General features: G+C 69.3%; 10 protein-coding genes. 9 read left to right on the plus strand and 1 reads right to left on the minus strand.

Going from position 1 to position 15473, the window contains the following annotated elements; translation table 11 throughout:
• The first annotated feature begins 10 nt into the window (after positions 1 to 10).
• The 7 genes from F0U60_RS54030 (at position 11) to F0U60_RS54060 (ending at position 12845) form a co-directional block, all read left to right on the plus strand.
• A complete protein-coding gene (locus F0U60_RS54030) occupies positions 11 to 3922 on the plus strand; it encodes a protein kinase (RefSeq protein ID WP_395812348.1) in 3912 nt (1303 codons plus the stop codon).
• Between the two features lie 170 nt (positions 3923 to 4092).
• On the plus strand, positions 4093 to 5196 hold the full coding sequence (locus F0U60_RS54035; protein WP_395812349.1) for an ADYC domain-containing protein: 1104 nt from the start codon (positions 4093 to 4095) through the stop codon (positions 5194 to 5196).
• A gap of 32 nt (positions 5197 to 5228) precedes the next feature.
• On the plus strand, positions 5229 to 7109 hold the full coding sequence (locus F0U60_RS54040; protein WP_395812350.1) for a CHAT domain-containing protein: 1881 nt from the start codon (positions 5229 to 5231) through the stop codon (positions 7107 to 7109).
• A gap of 105 nt (positions 7110 to 7214) precedes the next feature.
• Positions 7215 to 7436, plus strand: a complete 222-nt coding sequence (locus tag F0U60_RS54045; protein ID WP_395812351.1) for a mersacidin/lichenicidin family type 2 lantibiotic — start codon at positions 7215 to 7217, stop codon at positions 7434 to 7436.
• A gap of 152 nt (positions 7437 to 7588) precedes the next feature.
• Positions 7589 to 9907: an OmpA family protein gene (locus tag F0U60_RS54050; protein WP_395812352.1), complete on the plus strand. Its 2319-nt coding sequence runs from the start codon at positions 7589 to 7591 to the stop codon at positions 9905 to 9907.
• Positions 9908 to 10116: 209 nt separating this feature from the next.
• A complete protein-coding gene (locus tag F0U60_RS54055) occupies positions 10117 to 11292 on the plus strand; it encodes an RICIN domain-containing protein (protein WP_395812353.1) in 1176 nt (391 codons plus the stop codon).
• A gap of 143 nt (positions 11293 to 11435) precedes the next feature.
• Positions 11436 to 12845, plus strand: a complete 1410-nt coding sequence (locus tag F0U60_RS54060) for an ELWxxDGT repeat protein (RefSeq protein WP_395812354.1) — start codon at positions 11436 to 11438, stop codon at positions 12843 to 12845.
• Here F0U60_RS54060 and F0U60_RS54065 read toward each other — a convergent pair.
• Positions 12842 to 13417 carry a methyltransferase family protein gene (locus F0U60_RS54065; protein ID WP_395812355.1) on the minus strand — a complete coding sequence of 192 codons (576 nt, stop codon included), beginning with the start codon at positions 13415 to 13417 and terminating at the stop codon, positions 12842 to 12844. The two genes, F0U60_RS54060 and F0U60_RS54065, sit on opposite strands and share 4 nt — an antisense overlap.
• 220 nt (positions 13418 to 13637) lie before the next feature.
• On the opposite strand from F0U60_RS54065, the gene F0U60_RS54070 reads away from it, so the two are divergent.
• Together F0U60_RS54070 and F0U60_RS54075 are read left to right on the plus strand one after the other, a co-directional pair.
• Entirely contained in the window at positions 13638 to 14906 is a 1269-nt protein-coding gene (locus F0U60_RS54070; protein WP_395812356.1) for an aminotransferase class V-fold PLP-dependent enzyme, read from the plus strand.
• A gap of 111 nt (positions 14907 to 15017) precedes the next feature.
• Positions 15018 to 15467 carry a DoxX family protein gene (locus F0U60_RS54075; protein WP_395812357.1) on the plus strand — a complete coding sequence of 150 codons (450 nt, stop codon included), beginning with the start codon at positions 15018 to 15020 and terminating at the stop codon, positions 15465 to 15467.
• Positions 15468 to 15473 lie beyond the last annotated feature (6 nt).

The following is a 15473-nucleotide window of genomic DNA, read 5'->3' on the forward strand; positions in this document are numbered from 1 at the left end:
CTGAGAGACTGTGACCCTCGAATCCATGGGTCCGCCAGACGCAAATGAGAAGGGAGCGGGTGCGCCCGGCGGTCCGGACCGTCCGGAGGACCGGACGCAGACAATCGCCGGGCCTACTCCGAAGAACACACCCGCTCCCGCTCAATCTCCCGAGCCCGCCGCGCCCCCGAAGCCCGGTGGCTCCGGTGCCGCCTGGACTCCTCCCACCGAGTTCAACGAGTTCCGTCTGGAGCGCCTGCTCGGCCGCGGCGGCATGGGCGTCATCTATCTCGCCCACGACACCTCCCTGGGCCGCCCCGTCGCGGTGAAGTTCATCGCACCCGGTAAATCCAATCCCCGGGTGCGCGCGTATTTCGAGACGGAGGCGCGCGCCATCGCCCGCCTGCAACACCCCAACGTCGTCACCGTGTTCCGCGTCGGCACGGTCGAAGAGCACCCGTACATCGTCTCTGAGTACGTCGTCGGCCGAAATCTCTCGGAGCTCTCCCTCCCCATCCCCTGGCGGCGCGCCCTCACGCTCGGCGTGGGGCTCGCTCGGGGGCTCGCCGCGGCCCACCGGCAGGGCGTGCTCCACCGGGACATCAAGCCCGCCAACGCCCTCGTCACCGATGACGATGAGGTGAAGCTGCTCGACTTCGGACTGGCCGAGCAGTTCAATCCGCGTGAGTCCTCGCGCCCCTCCGGGACACACGAACCGGCAGGTACGCCACGCTACATGGCGCCCGAGGTCCTCCTCGGCGCGCCAGCGAGCCCCCAGAGCGACATCTATTCGCTCGGCCTCACCCTCTACAAGCTGTGCACAGGCAAGCTCCCATCCCGCCCCCCCTCGAAGGGGGAAGCCGTCAACGCCGTGGAACTGGAGACGGAACTCTCGTGCAGGCTCGAGGGGGACATCGATCCGGACTTCGCCGCGCTCATCCTGCAGTGCCTCGCGCCCAACCCCGCCGAGCGCTTCGCCTCGGCCGATCAGCTTCGCGAGGCCCTGGAGCGGCTCGAACAGCTCCACGCCTCCACGCCGCTCGCGGAGGGCAATCCCTACCGGGGCCTGGCCCCCTTCGAGGCCGAGCACCGGGCGATCTTCTTCGGACGCGACGCCGACATCCGCGCCGTGCTCGAGCGCCTGCGCCACCAGTCCCTGGCCCTCGTCGCGGGGGACTCCGGCGTGGGCAAATCCTCGCTGTGCCGCGCCGGTGTGATGCCCCGGGTGGCCGCCAACGCCGTGGACGAAGGCCGTGAAGTCTACACGGTGACGATGTACCCCAGTCACCGGCCGCTCCAGGCGCTCGCCGCCGCACTCGCGCCCCTGCTCGGCAGGAGGGAGTCGGAGGTTATCACCGCGTTCACGAACAACCCGGCCTGGCTCGGTCAGGCCCTGCGCGAAGCGTACTCGGGTAAGCGCGGCCTGCTCCTCTTCGTGGATCAACTCGAGGAGCTCATCACACTCTCCGAGCCCGTCCAGGCGCTGCGCTTCGCCGCTGTGCTCGGAGAGCTCGCCCTGCCCTCGACGGGCGTGCGCGTGCTGATGACGGTACGCGGCGACTTCCTCATGCGCGTGTGCGCACTGCCCGGCCTGGGCGACGAGGCGGAACGCGCGCTCTACATCCTCCGGCCCATGTCGCCCGAGGGCGTGCGCGAGGCCATCGTCGGCCCGGCACGCAGCCGAGGCGTGGTCTTCGAGTCCAAGGAACTCATCCGGACGCTCGTGGAGTCCACGGCGCAGGGCGTGGGCAGCCTGCCCCTGCTCCAGTTCGCGCTCGCCGAGCTGTGGGAGCGACGCAACCCCGCGCACGGCCGCATCACCCGAGCGGCACTCGACGAAATGGGCGGCGTGGCCGGAGCGTTGTCACGACACGCCGACGGGGTGCTCGCGAGGCTGAGCCTAGCCGGGCAGCAGGCGGCGCGGCGGCTCCTGCTCCAGCTCGTGACGGCAGAGGGCACGCGCAGTGAGCGCAGTGAAGAAGAGCTCGTCGCCGCCTCGGATGCGGCCTCCCGCGCCGCCCTCCAAGCGCTCATCGAGGGGCGGCTCCTCCACGCGAGGACCACGGGCGGCAAGGCTCGCTACAGCATCGCCCATGACTCGCTCATCACGAGCTGGGGCACGTTGCGCAACTGGCTGGATGACGACATCGGCCACCGTGCGGTGCGCCAGCGCATCGAGGTGGCGAGCGCCGAGTGGGAGCGCCTGGGCCGCGCCCGGGAGGCCCTGTGGGGTCAGCGTCAGCTCGATGAGACGCGCCCGCTCGCGCCCTCGACCCTGGGTCCCAGCGAGCACGCCTTCCTCCAGGCCTCGCACCGGGCCCTGCGCTTCCGACGGCGGGGACGGTCCCTCGCTGTGTTCGCCCTCGCCGCCGTCTTCTTCTATGGAGGGCTGCGCCTGCAGGCGCACCTCGCGGATGTAAGCTTCGTCACCGCCGCAGTGGGCACCGCATGGGAAGCGCTCGCCGAGGGCCGCGCCCTGGGACAGGAAGCTCGGGCCCGGCGCGAGGAGGCGCTCGCGCTGTTCGACGGCCGGGCTCCTCCGGCCTCCAGCCCGGCCATCCCACTCGGCCACCATGACCTCCGGCCTGCCGCCGAATGGCGCTGGGCCGAAGCACTCGGCCTGATTGAGAAGAGCGATGCGGCCCACGCCCGCGCAACCCAGTTCCTTGAGAAAGCGCTGGATCGTGAGCACGGCCACAGGGAGGCGAGGCGGCTCCTCCTCGAGGTCACCCATGAACGTATGCTCCTGGCCGAGCACTTCCACCAGCAGCGCAAGCACGACGAGCTGAAACAACGCCTGGAGCAGTTGCTCGAAGACGCGGACGACCAATCCGCGTGGCAGCAGCGGCTCTCGGCCCAGGCCGAGCTCGAGCTCGTGACCTACCCACCCGGGGCGCACGTCTTGATCAAGCGCTACGTCCCCGACAAGAGAGGTGTGCTACGCCTCCTGCTCGGCAGAGAGCTCGTCTCGACGCCCATCCTCCGCACGAGGCTGCGCGCCGGCTCCTATCTCCTCCACATCACCGCGCCCAACCGCGCGCCGCTCGACCTGCCCCTGCTCCTCACTCGGGGCGAACTCGAGCGGCTCCACCTCGAGCTGCCCATCAACGTGCCTCGCGGCTATGTCTACATCCCGCCCGGTTGCTTCCTCCAGGGCACCGCCGAGCCGGAGAAGATCCGGGCATTCATGAACAGCGCGCCCCTCCACCGGATGTGCCTCAACGAGGCCTATCTCATCGGCCAGACAGAGGTGACGTTCGGCGACTGGATAACCTACCTCAACACCCTCCCCCCGAACGCGGCGGCCCGACGCATCCTCGAGCAGCCGCGCTTCAGCGGCTTCGGGGCAGTCACGCTCAGACATCAGCCCGGCGCTGGCTGGGTCTTCTCCTTCCATCGCTCGCATGAAGACGTGCTCACAGCGCGGGAGGGGGAGACCTTCCGCTACCCGGAGCGGACCCAGCGCGACACCGCCGACTGGCGCCGGTTTCCCCTGTCCGGCGTCTCCGCCGAGGATCTCTCGGGCTATTTCTACTGGCTGGACAGCTCGGGGCGTCTGCCTGGAGCGCGCCTGTGCAGCGAGCTCGAGTGGGAGCGCGCCGCCCGGGGCGCCGACGGCCGCGAGTACCCGCATGGGGAACAGCTCCTGCCCGATGAGGCCAACATCAACCCGACCTACAATCGGCAGCCCACGACCTTCGGGCCCGACATGGTCGGCTCCCATCCCGTTTCGACGAGCCCCTTCGGGCTCTTCGACATGGCCGGCAACGCGTACGAGCTCACGCGGCCCGTGACACCGGACCTCGGGCGTATCTCCCTGCGAGGCGGGGGCTGGTACTACGACAGCGCCATGGCGCTCGCCGCCAACCGCTCGGCTGGCGACCCCACCCTCCGCAGCCCCGTGATTGGCGTGCGCGTCTGCGCTTCCGTCTCCCCCCGCTAGGGTCCGCGGCAAGCGTGACCCCTGTCACACGAAGCGTGTGAGCGCGCGCACATCCTCAGCTGAAGCCCGTTGGTAATTCTTTATCCACGGTGCAGCCATTCACGGTCCAACGAACCGAGGAGGGATGCGCCGGGCATGTCGTCCCACCCAACCCACGGAGAGGTGTGTCCATGAAGACCTGGAACAAGTCCCTGATTGCCTCGGTGTGTCTGCTGTTCACCGCGCCCGCGTTCTCCGCGAGCCCCAACGCCTCGAGGACCCAGCGCCCGGTGAGGCCGGGGAGCGTAACGGCCCCGGAGTCCGAGGCCGAGCGGTACGCGCGCCGCTGCCAGAGCCACGCGCCTGACCGCGGCGAGAAGCCTCAGGGCACGCTCCTGTGGGGCACCCGGCAGGCGTGGAGAGCCAAGCACCAGGGCGACGAGCGACGCAGCGTGCTCGTCTCGGTCGACTTGAACGCGCCGCTGCGCACCCATGATGCGCAGGTGCGGAGTCTGCGATTGGAGAAGGGACGCCTGGTGGCCTTCCCCCAGGCCGCCACCAGCCTGGTGGGCACCGTGCTCCAGGGCACCTCCAGTCAGGGCAAGTCCGTAGAGGTCGCCCTGTGCGGAGCCGAGCCCTCCCCCACGGATCCCGACATGGTCTGGTACCGCATCGAGGCCTGGAACCCCGTGGCCCAGGAGTGGGAGAACCCGTGCGCGGCCAGCGCCACCGTGTCTGATCCACGAGCGCTACCAGTGAGCGGCGTCTGGGATGCCAGCGGGGCGCACCACGACGTGCCGGGCAAACTCACCCTGGCGTGCGAGACCGGCGTCATCTCCAAGTGCATCAGCTGGGGTTACAAGCCCTGGGCTCGCAGGAACGGGCTCTCCCTGGCGGAGCTGCATCAGGCCTGCACCCGCATGGCCCGCGCCGACTACTGCGGCAATGGCAAGAGCCACACCCGCGAGGGCACCGTCATCGACATCTACGACGAGCTGGGCGTGCTCTCACGGACGACGGAGGCCTCGCCGGGCTGGGAGCCCGCGCGCGCCTCCTTCGAGGCGGCCTGGGCGCCTGATGGAGCCACCTGCCTGTCGCGCACGCGGAATGGGCAGGCGCTGGAGAAGCTCCTCGAGGAATGCCCGGGGCGCTTCCGCGTTGATGCGTCAGTGGAGCTGGGACAGGGGGACCGCTGCACCGTGCAGCGCGCGGACATGAGCGAGGGGAAGGCGCTGCTGCGCAACCAGTCGTACGACCACCAGAAGAGCGCCGCCCCCAGGGCGGAGGACCCGTAGTCTCAATCACAACTCAACTCGAGGGGGAGGCCATGTGGCGAGTGTTTGGGTGGATGACGCTGGTCATCCTGTGCTGCGCGGCTGGAGAGAATGCCAGCAGGGAGCCCACGGACACACGGCTGATGCAAGAGGTAGGCAAGCGTCTCGCCCAACACCGCCTCGCCGGCGCGCTGTCACTGCTGACACGCGCCTTCTCCCTCTCCGAGCTGAGCCTGCGCCAGGAGGTCCTCGATGCCTCCGAGGCGCGTCTGGCCGCCACCCTCCAGCACCTCCGCGCCGAGGAGGAGTACCTCTATGCCCTGCTGCGCGCCTACCCGGGCAACCCCGAGGTCCGGCGCCTGGCCCTCTCCTCCGTGCTTCTGCGCAAGGGCCGCTCCATCGAGGAGAACGCCAACACCTGGCGCACCCTCCTGCGCGACCTCGGTCCCCGGGACCGCGACACCTTCGAGCGCCTGCGCGCCCTGCGCACCGAGCTCACCGCCCTCTCCTTGCAGGGCCCCGGCTCGCTCGCTCCCGCCGATTACCAGAAGCGTCTCGCGGAGCTCGCGGAGCAGGGCGATGCACTCGAAGCCGAGCTCGCCAGGCGCTCGGCGCCCCTGCGCGCCCTGTCCACGCTTCCCCCTCCCGCGGAAATCGTCGACCGCGTCGCCGCCGTGCTCCCCAAGGACGGCGCGCTCGTCGAGTTCGTCGCCTACACGGACCGGCCTCTCGTTTCCGAGCCCGGCACACCCAGAGCGCAGCTCCCCTCCCAGCAGCGCTACCTGGCCCTGGTGCTCTTCCCGGATGCACGCATCCGCGTCCTGGACCTCGGCCCCGCCGCCCCCATCGACTCCGCCGTCTCCGACCTGCGCGATGCGCTCGCCGAACGCGACGCCGCCTACCTTCCCGCCGCCCAGGCGCTCTACACCCTCGCCTTCAAACCTCTGCGGCCCGTCCTGGGCACCACCCGCCGCGTGACCCTCGCGCCGGATGGCCAGCTGGCGCTGGTTCCCTTCTACGTGCTCCACGACGGCACCTCCTTCCTCCTCGACGTCTTCGACTTCTCCCTCGTCACCTCTGGCAAGGACTTGTTGTCTCGCCCCCGGGACACCGCCTCCCCAGGCTCCGTCGTCGTCTTCGCGGATCCCACCTTCGGCACGCCGCCGGACACCCAACATGACTCCTCCCCGGAGCGGTTGTTCTCCACCCTCCCGGCGGGCCCAGCCCATCGGGCCTGGCGGCAGCTGCCCGGCACTCGCCAGGAGGCCCAGGCCATCCAGCGGCTGCTGCCCCAGGCCAGGCTCTTCCTCGGCACGGAGGCCACCAAGCAGCGCCTGCTCGGCCTGCGCGCGCCCGCGGTTCTCCACATCGCCACCCACGGCTTCTTCCTGGATAACACCGCCGCGCCCACCGGCTCTCGTGCCCTCGGCCACGTGGGAACCAGCGGAGGCAGTGGCCACGTGCCGCCTCCACTGAATCCCCTGCTGCGCTCCGGCCTCGTCCTCTCCGGCGCACCCTCCGGCGCGCCCGATGCCGCCCTGCCCCACTCCGGCACCGCCGCGGTGACGGCCCTGGAGCTCGAGGGCCTCGACCTGTGGGGCACCCAGCTCGTCGTCCTGTCCGCCTGTGAGACGGGCCGCGGCGACGTCAAACCAGGCCAGGGTGTCTATGGCCTGCGCCGCGCCCTCGTCATCGCCGGCGCGGAGACCGTCGTCATGAGCCTGTGGAAGGTCAACGACCACTCCACCCACCTGCTCATGGAGGCCTACTACCGCCACCTGCTGGCCGGCATGGGCCGCGCGATGGCGCTGCGCCAGGCCATGCGCTCCATGCGCCAGTCCCATCCTCATCCCCACCACTGGGCCCCCTTCATCGCCCTGGGGAGCAACGCCCCGCTGCGCCTGCCCCAAAGCCCGCTCACGCCCAGAGCGTGATGGACGAGGCAGCGGCGGATACCGCTTCGTCACAGCCGACGCGCACGGACTCCCTCCAGGAGCCAGCGCTCTTCTTCGGGGCTGGCCTTCACCCAGGAGGTTGTCATGAAGAAGGAACGGATCATCAGAGCCTGGAAGGATGCAGCGTTCCGCGCGAGCCTCACCCTCGAGGAACGCGCGGAGCTCCCCGAGAACCCCTCCGGCGAAGCCCTGGCCGAGCTCGATGAGGACGGGCTGCGCCAGGCCCTCGGTGGGCACTGGCGGGATGTAGAAACCGCATATCACCCGTGCACCTTGCCGGCCGTGGCCTGCGGTCCTGATTTTTGATGCGCCGGCATGAATCGACCGAGCGCGTGATGGCCTTCACATCCCGGCCGTGAGTCCGCGCACAGTTCCGAAGAGGCGTCGCTGGCACCTTGGTGCAAGTCAGGGAGACGGAAGTTCGGAGCCCTGACTCACCACCTTCCCGCGAGCGACTCATGAGCACACATCCCTCCTCCACCTCGCGGCAGTGGTTCTCGCTGGTGTCTTGGGCGATGACCCTGCTGCTCTCGCTGTTCCTGCTGTTGAGGACGGGCTCCGCCCAGGCCCAGGTCCCCCAGCGCTCGGACTTCCAGGAGACGTACAAGTCGGTGGAGAACCTCTCGCGCGCCTCTGGCATGGCGTGGCCGGGCGATCGACTCCGCTACACCCTCACGACCACCAACAAGGGCGGCGACGTCTCCCGGACCACGCAGCTCACGGACCCGCTGCCCGCCCAGCTCCAGTACGTCTCCGGCACCATGACGTTGAACGACCGGAGCGTGACCGACCGGCAGGGGGATGACGTGGCCTGGTTTGACAACGACACGCGCACCCTCACCGTCTACCTGGGGAAGGGCGCCACGCCGGCCCAGGGCGGGGAAATGGCCATCGGTGAGTCGGCCACTTTCACGTTCGAGGCCATCGTCGTCGAAGGAGCCACTGGCATCATCGAGAACCAGGCCTTCGTCAGGGCGGGCAGCAAGCTGGACCCGAATCAGCGGGTCGAGCGCTCGCGTCCTTCCATCGGACAGCCCCCTGGCCCCACCACGACGCCCGTCGGCGGCACGGAGCCGGATGGCGGCTCGGGGCCGAACGGCGGCACGGACCCAGATGGCGGCACGGAGCCGGACGGCGACACGGAGCCGGACGGCGGCTCGGAGCCGGATGGCGGCTCGGAGCCGGACGGCGGCTCGGAGCCGGACGCCGGCTCGGACCATCGGGAGCCCGAGTACAACCTCGCTGGCCGCGGCTGCAGCACCTCGGATGACGCGCCCCTGATGTGGCTGGCGGCGCTGTTGCTCACCGTGCCGCTGCTCCGCTCTCGGCGCATGGGCTCCTCCACCCGCCGAGCGTCCTCCTCCGCGCTGGCGGCCCTGGGCGTGCTGTCCGCTCCCTTGGCCCAGGCCCAGCCCTCGCTGACGCAGGCCATCGACGTGCAGCGCTACAAGCCCGGCCCCGGCGCCACGGACATCCTTGGCGTGCACGGTGCGCGGGTGGATGGACACCTCGGCTGGCACCTGGGCGCCTCGCTCGACTACGCGAGCAACCCGCTGGGCTTCCTCGACGTGCAGCAGGATGACTTCGTCTACCAGGTGGTGGCCCACCAGGTGACGGTGGACCTGATGGGCTCGCTGTCGTTGTGGAACCGCTTCGAGCTGGGCGTGGCGCTGCCCGTCACCTACCAGGCCTCAGAGCGAGGTGCCGCCATCACTCCGGCCTTCGCGGAGGGCGTGAGCGGCGCGGGCGTGGGGGACCTGCGGCTGGTGCCCAAGGCGCACCTGTACTCGCGGGGCGCGCTGCACCTGGGCCTCGCCGTCCCCGTGCTACTGCCCACCGCCGGCGGCCAGGGGTTCCGTGGCGGCGCGGGCGTGGCCGTGCGTCCCCAGGTGATGGGCGAGTGGGCCCCCGCGAGCGGCCTGCGCGTAGTGGCCAACCTGGGCGCCCAGGTGCGCGACGAGCGACAGCTCTTCAACCTGCGCACCGGCACCGAGCTGACCCTGTCCATCGGAGCCCGGGTGCCCGTGGGCGAGCGGCTCGCCGTGCAGGCCCAGGTCGCCGGCGCGCTCGGGCTGACGCGCGGTTCCGCGGACGCGCCGCTGGAGGTGCTCGCCTCGGTGCAGTACCGCGTGCGTGACGGACTGCTGGCACACGTGGGCGGAGGCCCCGGCCTCACGCGCGGTTACGGCACTCCCGGCTTCCGCCTCTTCGCGGGCTTCGACTGGACCTGGCCCGGCAAGCGCGCTCCGGTGTCCCGGCCGCGGCCTCCCCCCGCGCCCCTCGCCGTGACGCCCGCGCCCGTGGCGCCCCTCGCTCCCTCCCCGCGGCCCGCGGACCTCCTCGTGGCGAAGGTCGAGAACGACTCCCGCGACGAGGCCGGAAGCAAGGTGCGCCTGGATGGCACGAGCATCCTCGTGGACGAGGTCTACTTCGACACGGCGAAGGACTTCCTCCTGCCCGAGTCCTTCGACACGCTGAAGCAGGTGGCGACGGTGCTGAAGGCCCACCCGGACATCGAGCTGCTGCGCGTGGAGGGCCACACGGATGACCAAGGCGACGCAGCCACCAACATGGCGCTGTCGCAGCGCAGGGCGGACAACGTGCGCGCCTTCCTCATCCACCAGGGCATCGCCGCGAAGCGGCTGGAGTCGGTGGGCTACGGCGAGACACGGCCCGTGGACACCAACACGACGGCCGAGGGCCGGGAGAACAACCGCCGCGTCGAGTTCAACATCCTGAAGCTCGCTGGGACCGCCAAGGCCCGTCAGAACCCATGACCGACGCGCCCGGAGCGGGTGAACGCGCCTCAAGGGGAATGACTGTTGTCACAGGGTAGTGACTGTTATCACCTTAGCATTTAGACCGTCCAACCGCCCATCTCCTGAAACCAAGCTATTCCAGAAGAAGCGGTGCCTGGCATATCGATCGCTCCGGCGAAGAGAGGGGTGGCCCCCACCACCTCTCAGCCAATCGCAAGGAGAGCATCATGACACACAGGAGTGTGTACCGCTGTCTGTCGTTGTTGGGTGTTCTGGGTGGACTGACTGGATGTGGTGTCATCGAGCTGGAGAGCGCCGAGGAGCGCGGGCAACTCCAGCGCGAGGCCATCGTGTCGAGCATCTCGGAGGGTGACTACGTCATCCGCTCCGTCGCGACCAACAAGTGCATCGACATCGCCTCGGGCAGCACGGCGGACGGAGCCAAGGTGCAGCAGTATGACTGCAACGGCACCAACGCGCAGAAGTTCCACATCTCCCCAACGTCGGACGGGTACTGGAAGATCATCAACGTCAACAGCAACAAGGCGCTCGATATCTCCGAGAACAGCACCGCGCAGAACGCCAAGGTGCACCAGTGGTCGTACGTGGGCGGGAACAACCAGCAGTTCAAGTTCGTGGCCCGGGGCAACAACCAGTTCAGCATCCACGCGCGCCACACGGACATGGTCATCGACCTGTACTGGGGCTCGGCGGACAACGGCACGGAGTACGTCCAGTACCCGTACACCGGCACCACCAACCAGCTCTACACGCTCGACAAGGTGAGCGGCGGCGGCACGGACAACCCGGGCGGCCGCGGGTGCGCCGTCGCCGATGGGCAGACCACCCTGCGCTTCATCAACAGGTGCTCCTTCGAGGTCGAGTTCGCCGGTAACAACATCACCGGAGGCACCCTGGGCTCGGGCCAGGAAGCGTGCCGCACCATCGGCTCCGTCACGGCGTACATGCCGACCAAGCGCTACTGGGGCTTCCGCAAGGGCGAGGACCCAGGCTTCGAGAAGCACTCCCTGGCGGAGTTCGGCTTCAACGAGGTGTTCTACTCCTATACGAGCTGGGACTGGTTCAACCTCAGCCACGTGGATGCCCACAACCTCCCCCTGAAGATTGTCCCCTATGAGCTGGGTGGGGGGACGACCTGCTCGGGACAAATCCGGAGCTGCCCGATGGACCTGCTCCCGGGCTGCCCCGCCGAGGGCCAGTTCCGCAACGCCGCCGGCAAGGTCATCTCCTGCGTGAGCCGCGACCGCGACAACCCCAACAGCGTCGTGGCCCGGTACTTCGACGCGGCCTGCAACCAGTCCTACTCGTGGTCCGGCGATGACTCGGTGATGGCGGCCTGCAACGCCGAGGACTTCGACATCGTCTTCTGCCCGCCGAATTAAGTGGCGGACTGGCGGGCACGGGGGGGCCCGCCGCTCAATCACACACGGGTTCATGGCGGAGGCGCCGGTGTCACACGGCTGCGTTTCCTCCTCCATCCAGGGGGGGTCGAAATCACTTCCACCCTCCCTTTTTGGAGAAGCCCATGAAACAGGAAGCCAGGCCGTCCGCCAAGGCTCGCCGCATGGAGCCTGGCCAGGCCCGACTCGTGAAGGACATCTTTCCCCCGAGCGACATGCCGCCCCGGCTCGCCTCCGGCCCGGAGGGCCTGGTGGCTTTTCGCGGTCGGCTCTACTTCGCCGTCAACCTCGACGATGGGCGCAAGGCGCTGTGGAAGAGCGACGGCACCGCGGCGGGCACCGTCCCGGTGAAGGAGTTCCCCGCCTCCCCGACGTTCACCCTCTTCTCCTCTCTGAGGGAGCTGACGGTGGCGGGCTCCCGGCTCTTCTTCTTCGTGCGGGACGAGGCCCACGGCTTCGAGCTGTGGTCGAGCGATGGGACAACGGCGGGTACAGCGCTGCTCAAGGACATCACCCCTGGAAGCGAGGACTCGTTCCTGTCCGGCCTCACGGTGGTGCGGCGCGGTGTCTACTTCTTCCGCTCCGTCCCCGAGACGGCCACGGCTCCCGCGCGCACGGAGCTGTGGAAGAGCCATGGCACCCCGGCGGGCACGGTGAGGGTGCGGGACCTGGGACCGGGCAGCTCCGCGTTCCAGGCGCAGGCCACCTTGGGCGACACGCTCCTGTTCGTCGTGGACAACCCGGCCAGTGGCGCCGAGCTGTGGAGGAGCGACGGCACCGAGGCTGGCACCTTCCTGGTGAGGGACATCCACCCGGGCCCCGAGGGCTCGTTCCCGTCCCATCTGCGCGCCGTGGCCGGGCGGGTCTTCTTCACGGCCAATGATGCGGTGCACGGTCCTGGCGTGTGGAGGACGGATGGTACGTCCGCGGGCACGGTGCGCGTCGAGGTGCTCGGGGCCGGGACGTCCCATGAGGGCCTGCGGCTGCTCGCCGCGGTGGGCCCCTACCTGTACCTCACCACCGCTGACTCCTCCGACCGGTTGCTGCGCTTGTACTGGCTGAACGTGCGAGTCTCCAGCCCGAGGGCCGCCGAGCTCGTCGCCACCCTGCCCAACCCAGCCGCCGCCGACCCGAGCGCGGGGCCCTACATCACCACCTTCACGGTCGCCGGTGGCAAGCTCTTCTTCGCCATGGCCATCGGCACCGCGGGCCCGGCCCCGCGCGACGTGCAGCTCTGGGTGATGGACGGGGGGTCCGCCGGCCCGAGGCGGCCGCTGATCCTCTCGGACGAGTTCGAGTCGGAGCTCTTCTCCCTGGATCATCGCATCCTCTTCAGCGCCTACGAGGAGGATTCGGCGGGCCTGGGGCCGTGGATCAGTGACGGTACGCCAACGGGGACACGCCGGCTGCAGGACATCTCACCGGGTGGCGAGTCCTCGTACCCGCACAGCTACACGAAGGTGGGCTCGTCCGTTTTCTTCGTCGCCAACGATGGGACGCACGGCAACGAGCTCTGGGTAATTCCAGGGCTCTAATAGAGGAAGGGAAGCAGCCGCCAGGTGTGTGAGCTGTATTCCCGGTAGGGCGCTCCCAGCACTCTCTCCAGCGCCGCCTCTTCGATGGGCATGCGATGGAGGTGGGCCGCGAGCCAGGGCACGACGAAGAGGAGGGGCGAGAGCCAGTTGCCGCACGAAAGGCCCAGCCCGAGCAGGGCCAACTCCCCCCCCGCGTAGCTCGGGTGGCGCACGAGGCGATACGGCCCGTGCTGGATGACGGGTTGCTCGGGCCGGACCTGGAGGGTGAGCGTGAAGAGCTCCCCCAGTGTTCTCATGGCCCACACCCGGAGGGCTGTCCCGAGCAGCGTCACGGGGACACCCGCCCAGGTCACCCAGGCCGGCAGGGAGAGGGTGGGTCGCCCGCGCGCCAGGAGGGCCGCCCCAGCCCCCGCGACGAGGGCACTCCAGCCCAGTAGGTTGTTCACCTGGAGCGTCCCGGCGTCCTCCTGAGAGGGCTGTATCCGCTGCTTATAACCGGGCCACGTGGGGGCCTCTCCCAGGAAGAGCACTCCCCCCATCACGAGGGGCAGGTATCCAGGCGGACTCGACATCCCCATCACCTCCATCTCTCCCAAATGGATAACGCGCTCACCGCCGGTCCGGCGTGGCCCCCACCAGAGACGGCGAGCGAGCGCCTCCGAGAGGGGCGGCTGGGACCAGCTCAGGCCTCGCGCTCACAATTCTTCATCTACTTTGTTGCAGTTGCAATTCCGTATCACCTCCGGCACAGATGACGGCCGTGGGCGCAAGGTCACGTTGGGAGGAGGCGCGTTGAACAGTCGAAGGACATTTCTGGAGATGGTCGGCGGCATGACGTTGGGCGTGAGCTTCGGCGGCGGCGCGGCTGCCGCGCGGGGCGTAGACGGGTCCGACGCCTTCGTCTGCCGCTATGATGTCGAGCGGAGCATCGCCCACTTCGACGCGGCCTATTATGGCGCGATGACGCGCCGCACCACGGCTGCCTATCGCGCGAAGAGCGAGTGGGTGAACCGCAACAACGCGCTCTTCCTACGGAGCGCACTGCCGGGCCCGACGCGCGACGAGCGCCTCCAGCGCTCGGTCGAGGCCGTGGCCGGGCTGATCGGCGCCAATGCGGACGAGGTGGCGCTGTGCGGCGGCGGCACCGAGGCGCTGTACGGGCTGATCGTCAACTACCGCCCGCTCAAGCCCGGCGATGCGATCATCATGGCCGATATCGACTATGACGAGATGCAGCACGCCATGGCCTATCTGGAGGCCAGCCGGGGCGCGACGCTTACCCGCATCGTCATTCCCGAGCCATCGACCACGGCCAACATCCTCGCCGCCTATGAAAAGGCGCTGCGCGACACGCCGCGCGCGCGCCTCCTGCTGCTGACGCACATCTCCAACCGCAACGGGCTGGTCCTACCCGTGCGGGAGATCGCGGCCATGGCGAAGGCGCGGGGCGTCGACGTCATCCTCGACAGCGCGCAGTCAGTCGGCCTGCTCCCCGTCGATGTTGACGCGCTCGGCGTCGACTTCATGGGGTTCAGCCTCCACAAATGGGTGGCGGCCCCGCTCGGCACCGGCGGCATCTATATCCGCAAGGGCCGGCAGCAGGACATCGCGCCCTGGCTGGGTAATCACATCCATCCGGACACCGACATCCGGGCACGCATGCCGACCGGCACCGTCGATTTCGCCGCGCGCCTCACCCTCCCCGATGCGATTGCGGAGTATCGCGAGCTCGGTCCAGAGCGGAAGCTTCAGCGACTCCTCGCTCACCGGAACCGGTGGGTCGAAGGGGCGCGCGAAATCCGCGGGGTGGAGATCGTCCAGCCGGAGGAGCCAGGCCGCTACGCGGCGATCGGCGCCTTCCGCCTGCCGGGCCAGAAGAGCTGGGAGGATGCGCAGCGCGTCCAGCGCGAGTTCATCCAGAAGCACCGCATCCTCGTCGTCGCCAAACGCGGACTCGCCTCGGGGCCGGTCGTGCGCGTGACGCCGGCCTTGTTCAACACGTCCGCGGAGCTGGACCGGCTCGTCACCGCCATCCATGCCGAGCGAAGCCTGTTCGGTTGAACGGGGTGGCGGCCAGGCGGGCGTGGGGAGCCCGCCGGTCTTTTTTTTGACCAACCGATGATTTTCGTCGGTCGTGGCGGTCCAACCGTCGAAGCACTCCACGGAGGACCCATGACCGCGACGACCCACACCGAACCCCAGCACTCCGCCCCGGCGAGCCGCACGCAGACGGGCGCCCAGCCCTCGAACAAGGCGCTGTGGACGGGACGCATCCTCAGCGGCCTCGCCGTCCTCTTCCTGCTGTTCGATGCCACTGGAAAGTTGCTCCAGATTCCCGAGGCGCAGCAGGGGACGACGGAGCTCGGCTACCCCGTGAGCGTGCTCTTCGGCCTCGGGCTCGTTCAGTTGGCGTGCCTGGCCGTGTACCTCGTTCCGCGGCTCTCGGTGCTGGGAGCCGTCCTGTGGACCGGCTACCTCGGGGGCGCGGTCGCCACCCACGTCCGGGTCGGCAACCCGCTCTTCAGCCACACCCTCTTCCCCGTCTACATCGCGACGCTGCTCTGGCTGGGGCTCTGGTTGCGGGATGAGCGGCTCCGCGCCGTCCTTCCGGTCCACCGATGATTTCAG

Source organism: Archangium minus, assembly GCF_044360475.1.
Classification (GTDB): Bacteria; Myxococcota; Myxococcia; order Myxococcales; family Myxococcaceae; genus Archangium; species Archangium minus.